The sequence below is a fragment of the Streptomyces sp. BR123 genome, assembly GCF_013401435.1.
GTDB lineage: Bacteria > Actinomycetota > Actinomycetes > Streptomycetales > Streptomycetaceae > Streptomyces.
Window position 1 is genome coordinate 17,971 of the sequence record NZ_JACBGN010000051.1, and the last position, 18,223, is coordinate 36,193.

Genomic DNA, 18,223 nt, shown 5'->3' on the forward strand with positions numbered 1-18,223 from the left:
GTGGCAGGGGGTCTGTCCCCCTGCCCGGGGATGCCCCCGGGGGGTTCAGCAGCGATGGAGTGGCGTGTGAGGACGGACAGCAAGCGGCGGAGAAGGTCCGTGGCGGCCGTATCGGCCGTGCTCGGGGGCGTACTGATGCTCACGGCATGCGGCGGCGGTGACGAGGACAAGGCGAAGGGCGGCGGTGACACCGCCAAGTCGCAGTCCGACGTCGACGCGGCGGCGGCCAAGGACGCGTCGAAGGCCAAGATAACGATCGCGCCGAAGGACGGCTCGACCAACGTCGGCATCGACACCACGGCCGTCAGCGTCGCCGACGGCACGCTCACCGCCGTCGAGCTGAAGACCTCCGAGGGCGCGGCCGTGGCCGGCAGGATAGCCGGCGACGGCAAGAGCTGGAAGCCGGACGCCCCGCTGAAGCGCTCCACGAAGTACGCGCTGTCGGCGACCGCCAAGGACGCGGGCGGCAAGGAGGCGCACGAGAACTCCTCCTTCACCACCGTCTCCCCGGAGAACAGCTTCATCGGCTCGTTCGTGCCGGAGGACGGTCAGACCGTCGGCGTGGGCATGCCCGTGTCGATCACCTTCAACAAGCCGATCAAGGACAGGAAGGCCGTCCAGGCGGCGATCAACGTCACCTCCGACAGCGGCCAGGAGGTCGTCGGCCACTGGTTCAGCGATCAGCGGCTCGACTTCCGCCCCGAGAACTACTGGAAGGCGAACTCCACCGTCACGATGAAGATGACGCTGGACGGCGTGCAGGGCGCCCCCGGCATCCAGGGCGTGCAGAACCGCACCGCCACCTTCAAGATCGGCCGGAGCCAGGTCTCCACGGTCGACGCGAAGTCGAAGAAGATGACGGTCACCCGGGACGGCCAGGTCATCAAGACCATCCCGATCTCGGCGGGCGCCCCGGCGAACCCGACGTACAACGGCCAGATGGTGATCTCCGAGAAGTTCAAGGAGACCCGGATGAACGGCGCCACCGTCGGCTTCACCGACGCCGACGGCAAGGGCGAGTACGACATCAAGGACGTCCCGCACGCGATGCGGCTGTCGAACTCCGGCACCTTCCTCCACGGCAACTACTGGGGCGCGGACTCGATCTTCGGCAACGCGAACACCAGCCACGGCTGTATCGGCCTGAACGACGTCAAGGGCGCGGGCGACCCGAACCAGCCGGCCGCCTGGTTCTACGACAACTCGCTCATCGGCGACGTCGTCACGGTGGTCAACTCCCCGGACAAGACCATCAAGCCGGACAACGGCCTGAACGGCTGGAACATGAGCTGGGCGGACTGGAAGGCCGGCTCGGCCGCCTGACCCCCGTCCCGCCGCACGGCGGGCCGGACCGTACCCGCGGATGGCGGGGCACCTCTCGGCGGGTGCCCCGCCATCCGGCGTTTCCGGCGGCAGCCCGGTGGCCGCTCGACGCCCGCACCGCCGCCGCAAACTCCCGGGCGGGCGGCCCCGTCCCCGAACTAGGGTTCGGCACATGACGAGCGACTCCGCGATCCGCGCCCTCACCCCGCCGCCGTCCGACGCCGAGGCGGAGGCCTGGCGGAAGGTCCTGGCCGACGCCCTGGCCGCCGACCTGCCGCAGCTGTCGGCGCCCACCCGGGTGGAGGTGGCCGGACGGCTCCGGGTGCCGCCCGCGCGCGGGCGCGCCGCCCTGTGGGCGGCCGAGGACGGCGTTGCCGGGCTCCTGCTGTTCACCGACGAGGAGAACCGGCACACCGCGTTCCTCGACGTGCTGACGGTCCGTCCGCGGGCGCGCCGGCAGGGCCTCGGCACGGCCCTGTGGCAGCAGGTCCGCGAGGAACTCCTCGCCCGCGGCCGCACCTCGGTCACCGCTCAGATCGACCTCGGCGGCCCGGGCCAGGCCTTCGCGGAGTCGCTGGGCTTCACCAGCGTCCTGTCGATGGCCTGGTACGTCCAGGACGTCCCGCAGGCACAGCGCTCCCTGCCCGTCCGGGAGGCCGCCGCCCCGCCCGGCTACGAGCTCGTCTGCTGGCCCGGCCCGGTGCCCGACGCGTGGGCCGCCGCCGCGGCCCGGGCCCACTGCGCGATGGACGACGCCCCGACGGGCGACGCCGACGTGCAGGTCCCCGCCTGGACCCCGGACCGCCTGCACGCCGCCCAGCAGCTGATCCTGGACCGCGGGGGCGCACTGACCACGGTCGCCGCCGTCACCCCGGAGGGCGAGGTGGCCGCGTACACGGAGCTCGTGCTGCCCGACCCGGACGGCCCGCGCGCCCTCCAGTACGACACGGTCGTCGTCCCCGGACACCGCGGCCTCGGCCTCGGCCGCACCGTCAAGCTCCGCATGCTCGCCGAGGCGGCCGACCGCCACCCGGCCCTGCGCGCCGTCGCCACGACCGTCGCGGACGAGAACGCCCCGATGCGCGCCGTCAACGAGGCCCTCGGCTACCGCCGCGAACGCGGCACGGCCCTCTTCCAGCTCACCCTGTAGCGGCGGCCGGGCGGCGCGCCACGAGGGAGTACAGGGCGGGCAGGTGCGTCTGCCCGAACGGGAAGCGGTACCTGCCGTCCTGACCCCGCGGCAGGATGCCCCGGCCGTCGGACTCGGCGTCGGTGTGCTCGCCGAGCCGCTCCACGGCCAGTCCGGCGCCGGCCGCGGCCGTCACGATCTCCCCGAGCGTGTGCGGGTACTGCACCGACTCCCGCGGCTCCGTGCGCAGCTCCGGATCCGCGTACGTCCCCGTCACCGGCTCCCGCTGCGGCAGCCCGCCGCCGTACGGCCAGTCGGCGACGAGCGGCTCGTAACTGGCGAAGACCTGGTACAGCGGGTGCAGGTCGACCATGACCAGTCGGCCGCCGGGCCGCAGCGCGGCCGCCGCACCCCGCATCCAGGCGTCCAGGTCACCGATCCAGCACAGCACCCCGTACGTGGCGACGGCCAGGTCGAACCGGCTGCCGAGCGAGGCCGGCAGCGCCTGCGTGTCCGCCTCCACGAACTCGGCCCGCTCCGCGAGTCCCGCGCGGGCCGCCAGCCCCCGGGCCCGCTCCACGGCCACCGGGGAGAAGTCCACCCCGGTCACCCGGGCCCCGAGCCGCGCCCAGCTCGGCGTGTTCATGCCGGAATGGCACTGCAGGTGCAGCAGGTCCAGCCCGCGCACGTCCCCCGCGAGCTCCCGCTCCAGGTCCCACAGGGTCTGCCGGCCGGCGAGGAACGACTCGACGTCGTAGAACCGGTCCCCGGACGTCGTCCCGTGCACCCGCGCCAGCTCGTCCCACACGGCCCGATTGGCCGCAACCCCGTCCCGCTGCCCACTGTCGTCCACCGCCCCAGTCTCCCGACCCTGACCGGGCCGCGCGACCGATTTCGCCGTCACGCCAGACGGAGGGCGGCGTCGGGGCCTTGCATGCGGGAGCTACGGCGGCGTGTGCCCTGAGCTCGGCTCGGCAACGCTCACGGCACAATCGGGTCGCGGTAGCGGGCGACCACGGCGTCGCGCTCTCGCTCCCACGTCCAGTCCGCCTCCCTGCGGCGGAATTCGGTGACGGCCAGCTCGAAGAACTGGTCGGAGGGCCTGCGGCTGGACGCATTGACCACCAGTGCAGAGAGCATCGGCTCGGCTCCCGTGCTGTCCTGGCGACAGACGTCTGCCAGCAGGAGCGACATCACCCTCCCGCGGTAGTGCACGCGGTGCTCCGGCGCCACGGCCTCGCTCAACGCCTTGTAGGAGCCGGTCCGTCCCTCGCGGGCCCAGCCCCTGAGAACTGCCGTCATGGTTTCCAGCGCAGCCATGTAGTCCGCATCCCGGTGCTTCACGCGAGCCCCCTCCGGTCGACAGACCGTCACGGTACCGAGCTGCCGACGTTGTGGCGGCCGGTTTGCGCAAGAAGTCGACGGGGCGACCCTGCAGCTGTGGGACGGTGTCCGACCGGCCAGGAGGGCCCAGTGGTCAGTATCCCGAGGGGTGCGCTGACAGCCAGGCGGAGTGGCGGTCGCGCAGGCGGTCGCGTTCCCCGGGGGTGGGGAGGATGACGTCGGCGCCGCCGTCGTACGCGTGGTGGATGCGGGTGAGGTCCGGGTCCGTCACGAGGACCCCCGACACGGCCGCGTCGGCGGCCGCGCGGAGCAGCGGGTCGAGGCAGCCGCGTACCCAGGGCCGCCGGTCGGCGTAGAAGTACCACAGCTGGTCCGGACCCGGGTCGGACGGCTCGTCCAGGACGGTCCACAGGGTGCCCGCCGGGTGGAGGGCCCTGCGCAGCACCGTCCACTCCGGAGGATCGGCCGTTTCGGCCGGGTCCGTCCAGTCGATGGTCACCACGCAGACCTCGCCGTCCGCGAAGAGCTCGTCGAGGACCGTGTTGTACCGGTCGAGGAGGACCGCGTACTCGGCCTCGTCGTCCGCGTAGCGCTTCGACTCCGGCAGGCTGTGGAAGCGGACCCAGCGGTTTCCGTACACCGTCTTCAGATCCCACGGCAGCACCGGCCCGGCAGGCCTCTGGGCCTGCCAGAGCCGGGTCAGCCGCTCGTGCGCCGGGTCGGGGAGCAGGGCGCTGCTCACTCCGCGGGCGTCTTGGCCACGCCGATGGGGCAGGAGACGCCCGTGCCGCCTATGCCGCAGTAGCCCGCCGGGTTCTTGTCCAGGTACTGCTGGTGGGCGGCCTCTGCAGGCCAGAAAGGGCGGTCCTCGGCCGGGAGGATCGCCGTGGTGATCGGGCCGTAGCCGGCGGCGTTCAGGACCTGCTGGTAGGCATCGCGGGAGGCTTCGGCCTCGGCCTGCCGGGCGGGGGAGTGGGTGTACACGGCGGAGCGGTACTGGGTGCCGACGTCATTGCCCTGGCGGAAGCCCTGGGTGGGGTCGTGGGACTCCCAGAACAGCTTCAGCAGGGTGGCGTAGGAGACGGTCGACGGGTCGAAGACCACGCGGACGACCTCGGCGTGGCCGGTGAGGCCCGAGCAGACCTCCTCGTACGTGGGGTTCTGCGTGTGGCCGCCCTGGTAGCCGACGAGGGTGGTCCACACCCCGGGGGTCTGCCAGAACTTCCGCTCGGCGCCCCAGAAGCAGCCCAGCCCGAAGTCCGCGACCTCCAGGTGCTCCGGGTAGGGGCCGGCGAGGGGGGTGCCGAGGACGGTGTGCTGCGGCGGCAGGGCGAACAGGGGCTCCGGGCGGCCCTTGAGGGCCTGCTCGGCGGTGGGGAGCTCGGGCGTGCGGCGGTACGAGAACATGGACTTCCCTCCTTGGTACCTCCCTCAACGGACGGGGGCGGGCCCGGATTCCCCGCCCGCGGCCCGGGCCGGAGGGCTCGGGCGGGAAGGGTCCGGACCCGCCCGTCGTCGGCCGGCCACCGCCCGCGCGTCCGGCACCGCCTGGTGCTGCGCGTCCGTCGTCACGCGGACCGCCCGGCCGCGTGCGTACAGGTACCGCCGCTTCGGCTGGAGCGGTCGCCCGGACCCGTCGGCCGGCCCCGGCGCCCGGACCCGTCGGCCGGACCCGTCGGCCACGGGGGATCACGCGGCCCCGCGACCACGTATCGCTTACGGCAACCTCATGGCCCGAAGGCGGTGCGTCAGTGCGGCAGGGTGGCCGGGGAACCGCCGTTGGCCTCGTAGCCGGCCACCGCCAGGGCGCGGTACACCGCGTACTCGGCCGCCGGGTCCTGCGCCGCCGACCAGGGCAGGGCGCCGACGCAGCCGTCCACGTGCCGCACCTGCTCCATGGCCTCCGCCCACCGCTCCATCGGCACCAGGAACGACAGCAGCAGGTGCCGTACGTGCGCCAGCATCGGGTCGTCGGGCCGCGCCTGGTGCACCGCGTACAGCGCGCCCTCGACCGCCCGGGTCACCACCGCGCTCTGCCAGAAGGCGCCCAGCACCAGGTCCGGCTTGTGCTCGTACACCGCGAACAGCGGCAGGGCCGCCAGCAGCGAGCCGTGCGGGGCGCGGGCCGCCGCCGCGTGGGCGAAGGAGTCGGCCTTCTCCCGCGAGCCGTGCCACTTCTCGCACCAGTAGTGCAGGGCGGCCAGGTGGGCGCCCATGTGGTTCGGGGCCACGTCGATGACCTTCGCCCACAGCCCGTCGAACTCCGCCTCCGAGTAGCCGAGCGCCCGCGCGACCGCCAGCTCCGTGATGTAGGGGACCGGGTCGCCCGGGGCCAGCAGCACCGCCTTGCGGCAGGCCTCCCGGGCCTCCTCCAGGATGATCCGGTGGTCCTCGGAGCCCACGCCCCCCGAGTGCCGCCACGCCTGCTGCACCAGCAGCTCCGCGTGCACCTGAGCCCCGCCCGCGTCCTTCTCCGCCTGCAACCGCCACGCCTTCAGCCAGGAAGCGCCCGCCCCGGGCTGCGCCGCGAGCTCCAGTGCCGCGGCCCCGGCGAAGGCCTGGACCCGCTGCCAGCGCAGCTCCCCGTCCTTGGGGGTGCCGGCCAACAGCTGGGAGGCCGCCTGCCACTGCCCGCTCTGCTGCACGACGGCGAGCGCGTCCATCAGGTCCCGGTCGGGCCCGGGGATCCGGACGTCGAGCTCTTCCTGCAGGGCGAAGCCGTAGTCGGCGGGGTCGGCGGCGTCGGGGCTGCCGGGCGGGACCAGGCGCAGGCGGCCGTCCCGCCTGCGCCGTATGAGCGGAGCGAGGGCGGCCACGAGCAGGCCGACGGCGATCAGGAACCACAGAATCTCCATGGCCTCAAGCGAACCAGACCGACCCGTGCCGAGGCGAATGCGAACGCCGTGTTGCAGGACCGGCCCCCCGGCAGCGGCCGGGGGTGGCGCACGGCCGTACGGGCCTTAGGCTCTGCCCATGAGCGACGACAGCCACGAGCACCAGAGCTTCGAAACCCGCGCGATCCACGCGGGCAACACGGCGGACCCGCTGACCGGCGCGGTCGTGCCCCCGATCTACCAGGTCTCCACCTACAAGCAGGACGGCGTCGGCGGCCTGCGCGGCGGCTACGAGTACAGCCGCAGCGCCAACCCGACCCGCACCGCGCTGGAGGAGAACCTCGCGGCGCTGGAGGGCGGCACGCGCGGCCTGGCCTTCGCCTCCGGACTCGCGGCCGAGGACTGCCTGCTGCGCACGCTGCTCGTCCCGGGCGACCACGTGGTCATCCCGAACGACGCCTACGGCGGCACGTTCCGCCTCTTCGCGAAGGTCGTCTCCCGCTGGGGCGTGGAGTGGTCGGTGGCCGACACCTCCGACCCGGAGTCCGTGCGCGCCGCCCTCACCCCGAAGACGAAGGCCATCTGGGTGGAGACCCCCTCCAACCCGCTGCTCGGCATCACCGACATCGCCGTGGTCGCCGAGATCGCGCGCTCGGCCGGCGCCAAGCTGGTCGTGGACAACACCTTCGCCTCCCCCTACCTCCAGCAGCCGCTCGCGCTCGGCGCGGACGTCGTCGTGCACTCGCTGACCAAGTACATGGGCGGCCATTCCGACGTCGTCGGCGGCGCCCTGGTCACCGCCGACGCGGCCCTGGGCGAGGAACTGGCCTACCACCAGAACGCGATGGGCGCCGTGGCCGGCCCCTTCGACTCCTGGATCGTGCTGCGCGGCATCAAGACCCTCGCCGTGCGCATGGACCGGCACGCGGAGAACGCGGCGAAGATCGCCGAGATGCTGACCCGCCACCCCAAGGTGCACAAAGTCCTCTACCCGGGCCTGGCCGACCACCCGGGCCACGAGATCGCCGCCAAGCAGATGCGCAACTTCGGCGGCATGATCTCCTTCCGCGTCCTCGGCGGCGAGGAGGCGGCGGTCGAGGTCTGCAACCGGGCCGAGCTGTTCACCCTGGGCGAGTCCCTCGGCGGCGTCGAGTCCCTCATCGAGCACCCGGGCCGCATGACCCACGCCTCGGTGGCCGGTTCGGCCCTGGAGGTCCCCGGTGACCTGGTGCGCCTCTCCGTCGGCATCGAGAACGCTGACGACCTGCTCGCGGACCTGACCCGGGCCCTGGGCTGACGGAGCCGAGGGGCAACCGGCGGCAGCGGACCCCGGTTCGCCGCTGCACGCCCCGCGCCGGCAGGCGGCTCCGCCGCCACCTTCGCCGCCGGGCGGTGGCTACCAGCCCTCCAGGGGCGGGGAGACATCGCTCGGCGGGACCTGCCACGGCTGGGTCAGCGAGGCCCACACCGCGAAGGCCACCGCCGCCGCGAGCAGCAGCGCCCACCCGGCCCGGCGCACGATGCGGCGGCGACGCAGCAGCCGGTCCCCGCGGGCCGCGGCGGCGGCCGCCAGCCCGGCCGGAACCACCGGGTACGGGCCCTCCATCAGCCGCCTGACCTGGGCTTCCTTTCGGTCCGGGATGCTCATGCGGCCTCCTGCCGCCGGGCACGCAGCGCGGCCACGGCCCGCCCGGACAACACCCGCACCCGCTCGACCGGCAGCCCGAGCTGCGCGGCCGCGACCTCGTGCGCCACGCCCTCGTACACGCACAGCACGAGCACGAGCCGTTCCAGCGGGGGGAGCGGGGCGAGGAGGCCCCGGCCGCCGTGGTGGCGGCGCCCGGTGCAGGCGAAGGCGGCGCACAGCTCCCGGCGGGTGTGGTCGTAGGGGTCGTCGCCGCGCAGCCGCTCCCAGCCGGCGTACGTACGGGCCAGCGCGTCGGCGAGCAGCCGGCGGGCGGCCGGGCAGTCGGCGCCGGACACGGCCCCCGAAGCGGCGCCCGACATGCCGCCCGCCTCGGCCGTCAGCAGGACCGCGACATGCAGGAGCCGCCCCGCCGCGCCCGCGACGAAGGCCTCGAACTCGGCGTAGGGCCCCGCTCGGTGGTCCACACGGCCTATGGTGCGGGCAGGGGGACGGCCCCGGTCAAGGGGTCGGACACGCCCGGTCCGGGCCGCCCGCGGAGCGCCGCCTCAGGAGGCCGGGCCGGCCTCCGTCACGGTGCCCATCAGTTCCGACAGCGAGCCGTTGAAGCGGGTCAGCAGTCCGGTGAACGCCTCCCGCTCCTCCTCGCTCCAGCCGTCGGTGACCCGGGCCATCAGCTCGCGCCGCGACACCCGGACCTCCTCCAGCCGTGCCAGCCCGCGCGGGGACAGCGCCAGGACCACGGCCCGCCCGTCCTCGGGGTGGGAGGCGCGTTTGACCAGCCCGGTGTCGACCAGCGGGGCGACCTGCCGGGTGACGGTGGAGGAGTCGATGCCCATGCCGCAGGCGAGGGCCTTGACGCCCATCGGGCCTTCCAGGTCGAGCCGGTTCAGCAGCAGGTACGCGGCGCGGTCCATCGAGTTGCGGGCCTGTCCGACCCCGCCCAGGCGGGTCTGCTCGGCGCGGCGCGCGAAGACGGCCACCTGGTGCTGGAGCGCGTCCAGGAGACCGGCTTCGGGGCGTGTTTCGGCCGCCGCGGGCAGGTCGGAATTGGCCGGGTTGGAAGGCATGGCCGTGAGCTCTCTTCGCGTGGGGCCGACAGGATGGGGGACAGAGTACGCGGCCATGCGGCGGCTCGTACGCCGCGTGGGAGAACTGGTACGACTGGTACGAGCCCGGTACGGAACCGGCGCGGACCACGGCACGGACCGAACTCCCGCACCCGTCCCGCATGGCCGGATTTCGTCCCTTCCGCGTGGTCCGCCCGGTCCGCCGGAACACGCCCGTGACAGGTGGGGGCTGCGAGACTGGCGGCATGAACTACCGCGTGCTGCAGCCCGTCCCGCCCGTCATCCTCGACGACGTCCTCGGGGCCCAGAAGATGCTCTCGGGCGTCGCCCGGATCACCCCGATGGAAGGCAGCCGGTACCTCTCCTCCCTCACGGGCTCCCCGGTCCACTTCAAGTGCGAGAACCTCCAGCGCACCGGCTCCTTCAAGCTGCGCGGGGCGTACGTGCGCATCGCGGGCCTGCGGCCCGAGCAGCGGGCGGCGGGCGTCGTCGCCGCGAGCGCCGGCAACCACGCGCAGGGCGTGGCCCTCGCGTCCGCGCTGCTCGGCGTCCACGCGACCGTGTTCATGCCGGCCGGGGCGCCGCTGCCGAAGGTCGCGGCGACCCGGGAGTACGGGGCCGAGGTGCGGATGGAGGGCCAGGTCGTCGACGAGACCCTCGCCGCGGCCGAGGAATACGCGGACCGCACCGGGGCGGTCTTCATCCACCCCTTCGACCACCGCGACATCGTCGCCGGGCAGGGCACCGTGGGCCTGGAGATCCTGGAGCAGTGCCCGGAGGTGCGCACGATCCTCGTCGGGATCGGCGGCGGGGGCCTCGCCGCGGGCATCGCCGTCGCGGTGAAGGCGCTGCGGCCGGACGTGCAGGTGATCGGCGTGCAGGCGGCGGGGGCGGCCGCGTACCCGGTCTCGCTCCGGGCGGGCCACCCCGTCTCGATCGACAATCCGAGCACCATGGCCGACGGCATCAAGGTCGGCCGCCCCGGCGACGTCCCCTTCCGGATCATCGGCGAACTGCTCGACGACGTCCGCACGGTGTCGGAGGACGAGCTCTCCAGCGCCCTGCTGCTGTGCCTGGAGCGGGCCAAGCTGGTCGTCGAGCCGGCGGGCTGCGCCCCCGTGGCCGCGCTGCTGAGCGAGCCCGAACTGTACGGGTCGGGCCCCGTGGTGGCGGTCCTGTCCGGCGGGAACATCGACCCCCTGCTGCTCCAGCGGATCCTGCGGCACGGCATGGCGGCGGCGGGCCGCTACCTCTCGCTGCGGCTGCGGGTGGCGGACCGGCCGGGGGCGCTGGCCGGGCTGCTGGCGGTGCTGTCGGTGGTCGACGCGAACGTGCTCGACGTGAGCCACGTACGGACCGACCCGCGGCTTGGGCTGACGGAGGTGGAGGTCGAGCTGCACCTGGAGACGAAGGGCCGGGAGCACTGCACGGAGGTCGCACGCTCGCTGCACGCCGCCGGATACACGGTGATCGGCTAGCGGCCGGCCGCTCCGGCCGGGCCCTCGCCGCAGGGAGCGACGTCCTGCGGCACCCCGACCGGCCGGCCGGAGAAACGGCGGAGCCCCCTCCGGACCGTACCGATCGGTCCGGAGGGGGCCCCGCCGTGTCGTGCGGCGTCTTCCGGGGTGGTCAGCCGGTGAACGGCTTGACGTCGAGGATCCGGACCGAGGCCGTCTTGCCGTTCGGCAGCTCGTACTCGGCGTCCTCGCCGATCTTCTTGCCCATCACGCCCGCACCCAGCGGGGACTGCGGGGAGTAGGTCTCGAAGTCGTCCGAGGCGTATTCGCGGGAGGCGAGCAGGAAGGACATCGTGTCGTCCTCGTCGCCGTCGAAGGCGATCGTGACGACGGTGCCCGGCGCAACCTCGCCCTCGGCCGACGGGGGCGTGCCGACCTTGGCGTTCTCCAGCAGCTGCGTCAGCTGCCGGACCCGGAGCTCCTGCTTGCCCTGCTCCTCCTTGGCCGCGTGGTAACCGCCGTTCTCGCGCAGGTCGCCCTCTTCACGGGCAGCCGCGATCTTGATGGCGATCTCCGTGCGTGCGGGACCAGAGAGGTAGTCCAGCTCGGCCTTCAGCTGGTCGTACGCCGCCTGGGTCAGCCAGGTGACGCTCTCGCTCGTCTGGGTCACGGGTGCTCCTCGTCGGTACAGGGGACTACTTGTCCGCCGGTGGCGGGCGAAACCACGAGCCTAACAATTCGGGAAGAAAAGGGGGAGGACGCCGTGGGTATGAAGTGTGTCATCGGGCCCCTGAGCAGCAACGGGACCCAAGTGCCGCCCGGCCCTCGCCCTGGCGCGCCACCGGCGCTCCCTCCGGCGTGCCCGTGTGCTCGCGTGCCCGCGTGCCCGCGTACCCCCGTGCCCGCCGGGGCCGAAGGTCAGCCCGCGGACCCCGCCGCCTGGCAGCCGACCAGTTCGACCGTGGTGGCGCGGCCGGTGGTCTTCACCGTGACGACCTCGTCGACGCGCGACTCCTTCTGCCCGAAGGCGAAGTCCGCGCGGCCCACCTCGCCGTGCCCGGTGTCCTGCGAGATCAGGGTGCACACCCCGGTCACCGAGGCCTCCTTGCGCACCTCCAGGTGCACCTTCACCTCGGAGTCCGACACCACCTGGAACTTGATCACCTCGGCGCTGACGTCCTTGCCGGCCACGTAGCCCCAGCCGATCCAGCCGACGACGGCCAGCAGGCCGACACCGAGTACCGAGCCGACGATCTTCAGCGTGCGGTCCGCGCGCTCGTCGGCCGACCGGCCGTAACGGCCCTCGGGCAGACCCTCGCGCACCGTGCTCATGATCGTTCCTTCCGAGAGTGTCGGGTTCCGCTTGATTCCGGGCTCGACCCCGGAATTTTTCCGCCCCCCGATTCGGTCACTATAGGAGCCGTCCGCCTGACGAATCACAGAGGATCCTGTCTTGACCGAGCAGCTGCGATTGATGGCCGTCCACGCCCACCCCGACGACGAGTCGAGCAAGGGCGCGGCCACCATGGCCAAGTACGTGTCCGAGGGGGTGCCCGTGCTGGTGGTCACCTGCACGGGCGGTGAGCGAGGCTCGATCCTCAACCCCAAGCTCCAGGGTGACAAGTACATCGAGGAGAACATCCACGAAGTCCGCGCCAAGGAGATGGAGGAAGCCCGCCAGATCCTCGGCGTCGACCAGGAATGGCTCGGCTTCGTCGACTCCGGCCTGCCCGAGGGCGACCCGCTGCCCCCGCTCCCCGAAGGCTGCTTCGCCTTGGAGGACGTCGACGAGGCGGCCGGCCGCCTGGTGAAGAAGATCCGCGCCTTCCGGCCGCAGGTCATCACCACGTACGACGAGAACGGAGGCTACCCGCACCCCGACCACATCATGACCCACAAGATCACGATGGTGGCCTTCGACGGGGCGAACGACGCCGAGAAGTACCCCGAAGCCGAATTCGGGCCCGTCCACCAGCCCCAGAAGCTCTACTACAACCAGGGCTTCAACAAGCCGCGCACCATCGCCCTCCACGAGGCGCTCCTCTCCCGCGGGATGGAATCCCCCTACGGGGAGTGGCTGGAGCGGTGGAAGGAGTTCGAGCGCAAGGAGCGGACGCTGACCACGCACGTCCCCTGCGCCGACTTCTTCGAGATCCGCGACAAGGCGCTCATCGCCCACGCCACGCAGATCGACCCCGACGGCGGCTGGTTCCGCGTTCCCATGGAGATCCAGAAGGAGGTCTGGCCCACCGAGGAGTACGAGCTCGCCAAGTCGCTCGTCGACACCTCCCTCCCCGAGTCCGACCTCTTCGCCGGCATCCGGGAGAATGTGTAGCCATGAGCGCTACACAGGCAGCACTGATCCAGCTCGTTCCGCTGGCGGGCGACACCTTCGACAAGAACAAGGTGACGCCCGGGATCCTGGGCTTCCTCGTCTTCGCCGCCCTTGCCCTCGGGGTGTGGGGGCTGATGAAGTCGATGAACCGGCACATGGGCCGGGTCGACTTCGAGGAAGCCCCGGAGCCGGGCACCGGCCCGAAGCCGACCCCCTCGGCCTAGCCGAAGCGGGCCCGGCCCGTCCTGGCCCTGGCGACCCCGCCCGACGGTGTGCCACCGCCGGGCGGGGCTCCGGCGTGCCATGGCTCGGGCCCTGAGGGGCCGGGGCCGGCGTGTGCCGCTGCGCGGAGTCGATTTCCGTGGGCTCCGCCCCGCTGGAATTCCCGCGCAGCGGCACGACCCGGCGGGCGGCCGGCACGACCCGGCGGGCGTCGGGGCGTACCGGTGGTCGGCCGGGGCGTACCGGTGGTCGGCCGGGGTCAGGGGGAGTCGGGCAGGGGGACGCCCATGAGCTCCCGGGAGAGGAGGGTCGGGGTCAGGGCCAGGCGCCAGGCCTGCCAGCCCTCCGCCGGGTCCACACCCCGCCCCAGAACCACCGTGTAGGTGTCCAGGCAGTCGGCCAGGCGGGCCTCCCGCATCAGGTGGGGCGAGCCCGCCAGGCGGGTCAGCTCGGCCCGCGCCTCCGCGACACCCGCGCCGGGCACCGCGTACGGCAGCAGCGTGCACCGCAGGAACCGCGCCCAGTCCTCCCCGCGCCGGTCCCCGTACGAGATGAAGAGCCTGGCGGCCTCCTCGCACAGGCCGAGTGCCTGCGCCACCCGCTCGTTGCCGGCGTCGACCACGGCCAGCTCGACGCAGGTCCACGCCTCGCCGTGGGCGAGCCCTATCCGCCGGAAGTCGGCCCGGGCGTCGACGAGCAGCTGCCGGGCGAAGCCGGAGTTCTTCAGGTTCCCGGTCTGCGCGGCCCGCTGGTCACGGGTGACACGGCCGGAGTGGTGCCGGGCGTAGGCGAGCCCGTACACGTCCCGCATCCGCGAGAACATGGTCCGGGCCCGTTCCAGTTCCCGTACCGCCTGGTCGGGGTCGCCGGCCTCCTCCAGCGCGTGCCCGAGGTAGTACAGCGTCCACGCCTCGCCGCGCGCGTCCTCGGCTTCGCGGTGCCGGGCCAGCGCTTCGCGCAGTTGTCCGACCGCCGGCCCGGGATCCCCGTCGACGACACGCGCCCGGCCCAGCTGGGTCAGGGCCCAGGCCCGGCCGCGGTCGTCGCGGGTGCGCCCGTACAGGTCGAGGGCGAGCCGCAGCTCCTCCTCGGCCCGCGGCACCGCGCCGAGCCGCAGGTGGACCTGCCCGAGCTGGAAGTGCGCCCAGGCCTCGCCGTGGACGCTCTCGCTCTCCCGGTGCAGGGCGAGCGACTGCTCCAGCAGCGCCATCGCCTCGGCGAGCCGCGCCCGGTCGCGTTCGACCGCGGCCAGGGCGTGCAGGCCCCACGCCCGGTCGCCCGCGAGCTTGTCCGGCTCCTGCAGCTCCAGCGCCTCCCGGATACGGGCCGCGGCCTCCGGCAACTGACCCTGGTGGTGCAGGGTGATGCCGAGCGAGATCAGGGCCATGCCCGCGCCGGCGTCCTGCTGCGCCTCCCGGTACTGGTCGACGACCGACGCCAGCGTGGTGCGCGCCTTGTCCAGTTCGCCGATCTGGCGTGCCGCGATGCCGGTACGCCACTGCACCGACCGGACCATCCGGCCCTGCCCCGGCTCCCCGTGGGCCGCCTCGACGGTCCGCGTCAGTTCGTTGATCTCCCCGAGGCGGTACAGGTCCCCGCGCAGCAGGCAGAAGTCGCAGAGCGCGCCCAGCAGGTCCAGGACCGCCTGCTGGTCCACGTCCTCGGTGTGCCGCAGGGCTGCCGTGATGAAGCTCGACTCCTCGTCCAGCCAGCGCAGCGCCGCATCGAGGGAGAGGAAGCCGTGGCCGCCGAAGTGGCCGGCGCGGTGCGAGGTCTTCCCGTCGACCATGCGGATCACGGTGTCCGCGAGCTGCGCGTAGCTGCGGATCAGCCGGCCGTGGGCCGCCGAGGCCGTGGCGCGGTCCTCGTCCGCGGCGAGCCGCGCCTCCGCGTACGCGCGCACCGCGTCGTGCATGCGGAACCGTTCGCCGCGTACGGGGTCCAGCAGGCCGGCCCGGGCCAGGTCGTGCAGCAGCCGCCCGGCCGCCGCCCGGTCCGTGTCGATCAGCGCCGCCGCGGCCGACGGGCCGAGGGAGGCCCGCCCGGCCAGGGTGAGGCGACGCAGCAGCCGGCGCCGCTCCTCGGGCAGGCAGGCGTAGGCGAGGCCGAGGGCCCGCTCCAGCCGCGGGCCGGAGGCCTCCGCGGGGTCGGGGCCCTGGCCGGGGTCCTCCGCGCGGGCGGGCAGGGCCTCCGCGGCGGCGGTCAGGGCCTCCGGGGCGGTCGCGGCCACCGGGGCCAGGACGCGCAGGGCCAGCGGCAGCCCGCCGCCCAGGGCCAGGAGCTGCGGCGGCCCGGGCAGGGAGCCGCCGTCGTCGGCGGAGGGCGCCACACCGTCGGCGGCCGCCCGCAGCAGCTCGGCCGCGTCCGGGTCGGCGAGGGGCTCCACCGGCAGCTGGTGCACCCACGCCCGTACCTCGGGGGGCAGCTCCAGCGGCTGCTGCGCCGTCACCAGCACCAGGCTCTCCGACCGCTCCGGAACCAGCATCCGGACCTGCTCGGCGTCGACCGCGTCGTCGAGCACCACCGTCACCGGCAGCCCCTGCAGGTGCTGGTGGTACAGCTCGCCCAGCCGCCGCACCTGCTGCTCGCCCGCGGCCCCCTCGCGGAACAGCAACTGCTCGCGGGGCCCGCCCAGCCGGTTCAGCAGGTGCAGCAGTGCCTCCCGGGTCGGCAGCGGCGCCTCCCCGCCGACGGGGCCGCCGCCGCGCAGGTCCACCACGCACGCGCCGCGGAACTGGTCGCGCAGCGCGTCGGCGGCCCGCAGCGCCAGGGCCGTGCGTCCGGCTCCGGGCTCGCCGTGCAGGACCACGACCACCGGGCGGGTCTCCGTGCTGGCCCGCGCCGTCTGCACCCACTGCGCGATCCGGGCGAGTTCCGCCCGCCGCCCGGTGAACGAGGCGGCTGGCTGCGGGAGTTGCGCCCAGGACTGCTCCAGCACGGTACGCCGCCGGGCCTCGGCACTGCGGTCGCCGCCGCGCAGCGGCGGGGCGGCCGGGCGCGGGGCCTGCCGGGCGGCCTGCCGGGCCGCGGCCGCCACCGCGCGCTGCTGCTCCAGGAACGGGCGTATCCCGCGTACCTCCAGCGCCGACAGCCACTGCAGTTTCAGCTGCTCCGGTCCGCCGGGCCGCCCCCGTTCACCGGCCCGACGGTTCGCTGCAGGCAGGTGCAGGGCCGTCACCTTGGCGACCGTGGCGGCAGCGCCGGCGATCCCGGTGACGGCCCCGGCGGTCAAGGCCGTCCCCGTGGCCACGCCCAACGAGAGGTCCACACCGGCCGCCGCGACCGCCGCGACGGCGGTGACGAGCAGCGCCGTCGAGGTGTTCTGCCGCCGGAAGGCCTCGCCGAGGGACTCCTCCCCGTCGGCCGCCTCGTCCAGGGCCCGCACGTACGCCTCGTACTCCTCGGCGGCGCTCGCCGCGAGGGCGTCCAGCGTCTGGCGCCCGCGCGCCAGCAGCGCCTCCCTGTCGACCGGTGCACCCGCCGCGGCAGCCCGCCGGTCCTCTTCGTCCACGGCCCGTTCCAGCAGTCGCTCGGCCTCACCGCGATGGCTGTCCCGCATCGGCATCCCCTCAAGAGAGCTCCGGCAACGTGCCCCAAGTGTGGGACCGCCGGGCCGTGCGCGACATAGAAGTTGAGCTAGATCAGAGGGAGTTGGCCCGCATGCGGGAAACCGCGTGCATATATGTGCGTTCCCGGCCCGCCCGGCCGGTGCACCGCCACGCGCAGTGACCGACCGCGGGGCCGGTACTCCGACGGAAGGGTCCACCTCCGCACGACGCTCCCCCGACTACGGCTGGAAGGTGCCCCCGGGCACGGCACCCCGCCGCGGTATCGGACCGCGCGAGCACGCCGAGTGCGCGCTGCCGCTGCGGCCCACCGCCTCGCGATGCGCCGCACCGGACGCCGCGAGCCGGCGAACCGTTGCGACCGCAGCACTAGACGAACGGCACGGTGATGCACGCGAGGCGCGGGCCCGCGCTCCCCGCGTGGCCGGGCCCGGTGTGGGTCGCGTGCTCGTGCACCACGACCGAACCGGCCTCGCCGACCCGGATCCGCCAGCCGACGGTCGTCTGCGAACGTCCCCGGCCGTGCGCGTCCGTGGCCAGGTCCAGCCATGCCTCGTTGCGGGGGTTGGCGTACACCGGGTCGACGGAGGGCTGCACCGGGTCGACGGCGTCCTGGTAGTGCGCGCCGGCGGCCGCGGGATCCTTCCCGCAGGGATTGCGGTGCACGTGGGCGCCGAAGGTCCGGCCGGCCCCGACGCCCTCCAGCCGGAGCTCGAAACGGGTGCCCTGGTCACCGGTCCGCTCCGTGACGCGGATGCGGCTGCCGATCGGCACGGCCCCGGGGGCGTAGGTGACCGCCCCGTACCCGGTCTCGTCGGTGACCGCCCCGTACCCGGTGTCGCCGACCGGCAGGAAGGCACCGGACACGCTCACCGCGCCCTGTTCGGGGCTCGGCGTGCCCACGCCTGCCGTCAGGGCCAGCGACGCGGCGAACACCGTCGTCATCAAGGCCATCTCGGGCCCTCCTCGGTCGGGTGCCAGGCCGTACACCATGCTGACCCATGATCCGCCGGAACACGACTTCCGCGCGGCCGATCGTGCACCGGCGCGGCCTCGCAGCGGCACTGCGGGCGGTCCGCACCCGCCCGGACCGGGGGCGTCGGCACCGGCCCCGTAAACTCCGGCAAGATCCAATCGCGCAGCCCAGGGGACTTGGTGACGGTACGAGAGATACGCACGGCGGCCCGGCTCATCGGCCGCCGCACCACCCTGCGCTACCTTGCGCTCGGCGCCGGTGCGGCGCTGCTGTCGGCCTGCACCGGCAAGGAAAAGCCCGCCGCCCCCGCCTCTCCCACCAC

General features: G+C 73.8%; 18 protein-coding genes. 6 read left to right on the forward strand and 12 right to left on the reverse strand.

What is annotated here, in order from left to right; all coding sequences use genetic code 11:
- The first annotated feature begins 54 nt into the window (after positions 1-54).
- Complete coding sequence (locus tag HYE82_RS11395) at positions 55-1,323, forward strand: Ig-like domain-containing protein (RefSeq protein ID WP_179173873.1); 1,269 nt, start codon at positions 55-57, stop codon at positions 1,321-1,323.
- A gap of 172 nt (positions 1,324-1,495) precedes the next feature.
- Positions 1,496-2,473 (forward strand): GNAT family N-acetyltransferase, encoded by a 978-nt coding sequence (locus HYE82_RS11400; RefSeq protein WP_179173874.1) that lies wholly within the window; start codon positions 1,496-1,498, stop codon positions 2,471-2,473.
- Here HYE82_RS11400 and HYE82_RS11405 read toward each other — a convergent pair.
- From HYE82_RS11405 to HYE82_RS11425, 5 genes are all read right to left on the reverse strand, one after another.
- Positions 2,463-3,305 (reverse strand): class I SAM-dependent methyltransferase, encoded by an 843-nt coding sequence (locus HYE82_RS11405; RefSeq protein ID WP_179173875.1) that lies wholly within the window; start codon positions 3,303-3,305, stop codon positions 2,463-2,465. The genes HYE82_RS11400 and HYE82_RS11405 overlap by 11 nt on opposite strands.
- A gap of 128 nt (positions 3,306-3,433) precedes the next feature.
- Positions 3,434-3,754, reverse strand: coding sequence for a hypothetical protein (locus HYE82_RS11410; RefSeq protein WP_179173876.1), 321 nt, complete (start codon positions 3,752-3,754; stop codon positions 3,434-3,436).
- A gap of 175 nt (positions 3,755-3,929) precedes the next feature.
- Positions 3,930-4,538: a hypothetical protein gene (locus tag HYE82_RS11415; RefSeq protein WP_309144277.1), complete on the reverse strand. Its 609-nt coding sequence runs from the start codon at positions 4,536-4,538 to the stop codon at positions 3,930-3,932.
- On the reverse strand, positions 4,535-5,203 hold the full coding sequence (msrA, locus tag HYE82_RS11420) for a peptide-methionine (S)-S-oxide reductase MsrA (RefSeq protein WP_179173877.1): 669 nt from the start codon (positions 5,201-5,203) through the stop codon (positions 4,535-4,537). The genes HYE82_RS11415 and msrA overlap by 4 nt, the downstream gene beginning before the upstream one ends.
- A gap of 341 nt (positions 5,204-5,544) precedes the next feature.
- Positions 5,545-6,651, reverse strand: coding sequence for a hypothetical protein (locus HYE82_RS11425; RefSeq protein ID WP_179173878.1), 1,107 nt, complete (start codon positions 6,649-6,651; stop codon positions 5,545-5,547).
- 118 nt (positions 6,652-6,769) lie between these two features.
- Here HYE82_RS11425 and HYE82_RS11430 point away from each other — a divergent pair, with 118 nt between their 5' ends.
- Positions 6,770-7,927, forward strand: a complete 1,158-nt coding sequence (locus HYE82_RS11430; protein ID WP_179173879.1) for a cystathionine gamma-synthase — start codon at positions 6,770-6,772, stop codon at positions 7,925-7,927.
- A 99-nt stretch (positions 7,928-8,026) separates the two neighbouring features.
- Here HYE82_RS11430 and HYE82_RS11435 read toward each other — a convergent pair whose 3' ends face one another.
- The 3 genes from HYE82_RS11435 to HYE82_RS11445 form a co-directional block, all read right to left on the reverse strand.
- The gene (locus HYE82_RS11435) at positions 8,027-8,278 is read right to left on the reverse strand and encodes a hypothetical protein (RefSeq protein ID WP_179173880.1); all 252 of its coding nucleotides are present in this window, start codon (positions 8,276-8,278) and stop codon (positions 8,027-8,029) included.
- The gene (locus HYE82_RS11440) at positions 8,275-8,742 is read right to left on the reverse strand and encodes a sigma factor-like helix-turn-helix DNA-binding protein (RefSeq protein ID WP_309144278.1); all 468 of its coding nucleotides are present in this window, start codon (positions 8,740-8,742) and stop codon (positions 8,275-8,277) included. Before HYE82_RS11440 ends, HYE82_RS11435 begins: the two co-directional genes overlap by 4 nt.
- Positions 8,743-8,823: 81 nt before the next feature.
- Positions 8,824-9,345 carry a MarR family winged helix-turn-helix transcriptional regulator gene (locus tag HYE82_RS11445; protein ID WP_179173881.1) on the reverse strand — a complete coding sequence of 174 codons (522 nt, stop codon included), beginning with the start codon at positions 9,343-9,345 and terminating at the stop codon, positions 8,824-8,826.
- A gap of 245 nt (positions 9,346-9,590) precedes the next feature.
- Here HYE82_RS11445 and ilvA point away from each other — a divergent pair, with 245 nt between their 5' ends.
- Positions 9,591-10,823, forward strand: coding sequence for a threonine ammonia-lyase (gene ilvA, locus HYE82_RS11450; RefSeq protein ID WP_179173882.1), 1,233 nt, complete (start codon positions 9,591-9,593; stop codon positions 10,821-10,823).
- A 151-nt stretch (positions 10,824-10,974) separates the two neighbouring features.
- Here ilvA and greA read toward each other — a convergent pair whose 3' ends face one another.
- Positions 10,975-11,472: a transcription elongation factor GreA gene (greA, locus tag HYE82_RS11455; protein ID WP_179173883.1), complete on the reverse strand. Its 498-nt coding sequence runs from the start codon at positions 11,470-11,472 to the stop codon at positions 10,975-10,977.
- Between the two features lie 248 nt (positions 11,473-11,720).
- Positions 11,721-12,134 (reverse strand): DUF4307 domain-containing protein, encoded by a 414-nt coding sequence (locus HYE82_RS11460; protein WP_179173884.1) that lies wholly within the window; start codon positions 12,132-12,134, stop codon positions 11,721-11,723.
- 121 nt (positions 12,135-12,255) lie between these two features.
- On the opposite strand from HYE82_RS11460, the gene mca reads away from it, so the two are divergent.
- Both mca and HYE82_RS11470 read left to right on the forward strand, forming a co-directional pair.
- On the forward strand, positions 12,256-13,137 hold the full coding sequence (mca, locus tag HYE82_RS11465; protein ID WP_179173885.1) for a mycothiol conjugate amidase Mca: 882 nt from the start codon (positions 12,256-12,258) through the stop codon (positions 13,135-13,137).
- Positions 13,138-13,139: 2 nt separating this feature from the next.
- Positions 13,140-13,361 carry a hypothetical protein gene (locus HYE82_RS11470; protein WP_179173886.1) on the forward strand — a complete coding sequence of 74 codons (222 nt, stop codon included), beginning with the start codon at positions 13,140-13,142 and terminating at the stop codon, positions 13,359-13,361.
- 257 nt (positions 13,362-13,618) lie between these two features.
- On the opposite strand, the gene HYE82_RS11475 is transcribed toward HYE82_RS11470, so the two are convergent.
- Entirely contained in the window at positions 13,619-16,918 is a 3,300-nt protein-coding gene (locus tag HYE82_RS11475; protein ID WP_179173887.1) for a tetratricopeptide repeat protein, read from the reverse strand.
- Positions 16,919-17,294: 376 nt separating this feature from the next.
- Positions 17,295-17,879 carry a superoxide dismutase family protein gene (locus HYE82_RS11480; protein WP_256987085.1) on the reverse strand — a complete coding sequence of 195 codons (585 nt, stop codon included), beginning with the start codon at positions 17,877-17,879 and terminating at the stop codon, positions 17,295-17,297.
- Positions 17,880-18,223 lie beyond the last annotated feature (344 nt).

What these genes read in the sequence shown, in the direction of transcription:
- HYE82_RS11395 (WP_179173873.1), top strand. Translation starts at nt 55, where the DNA reads ATGGAGTGGCGTGTGAGGACGGACAGCAAGCGGCGGAGAAGGTCCGTG.
- HYE82_RS11400 (WP_179173874.1), top strand. Translation starts at nt 1,496, where the DNA reads ATGACGAGCGACTCCGCGATCCGCGCCCTCACCCCGCCGCCGTCCGAC.
- HYE82_RS11410 (WP_179173876.1), bottom strand. Translation starts at nt 3,754, where the DNA reads ATGACGGCAGTTCTCAGGGGCTGGGCCCGCGAGGGACGGACCGGCTCC.
- msrA (WP_179173877.1), bottom strand. Translation starts at nt 5,203, where the DNA reads ATGTTCTCGTACCGCCGCACGCCCGAGCTCCCCACCGCCGAGCAGGCC.
- HYE82_RS11425 (WP_179173878.1), bottom strand. Translation starts at nt 6,651, where the DNA reads ATGGAGATTCTGTGGTTCCTGATCGCCGTCGGCCTGCTCGTGGCCGCC.
- HYE82_RS11430 (WP_179173879.1), top strand. Translation starts at nt 6,770, where the DNA reads ATGAGCGACGACAGCCACGAGCACCAGAGCTTCGAAACCCGCGCGATC.
- HYE82_RS11435 (WP_179173880.1), bottom strand. Translation starts at nt 8,278, where the DNA reads ATGAGCATCCCGGACCGAAAGGAAGCCCAGGTCAGGCGGCTGATGGAG.
- HYE82_RS11445 (WP_179173881.1), bottom strand. Translation starts at nt 9,345, where the DNA reads ATGCCTTCCAACCCGGCCAATTCCGACCTGCCCGCGGCGGCCGAAACA.
- ilvA (WP_179173882.1), top strand. Translation starts at nt 9,591, where the DNA reads ATGAACTACCGCGTGCTGCAGCCCGTCCCGCCCGTCATCCTCGACGAC.
- HYE82_RS11460 (WP_179173884.1), bottom strand. Translation starts at nt 12,134, where the DNA reads ATGAGCACGGTGCGCGAGGGTCTGCCCGAGGGCCGTTACGGCCGGTCG.
- HYE82_RS11470 (WP_179173886.1), top strand. Translation starts at nt 13,140, where the DNA reads ATGAGCGCTACACAGGCAGCACTGATCCAGCTCGTTCCGCTGGCGGGC.
- HYE82_RS11475 (WP_179173887.1), bottom strand. Translation starts at nt 16,918, where the DNA reads ATGCGGGACAGCCATCGCGGTGAGGCCGAGCGACTGCTGGAACGGGCC.
- HYE82_RS11480 (WP_256987085.1), bottom strand. Translation starts at nt 17,879, where the DNA reads ATGGCCTTGATGACGACGGTGTTCGCCGCGTCGCTGGCCCTGACGGCA.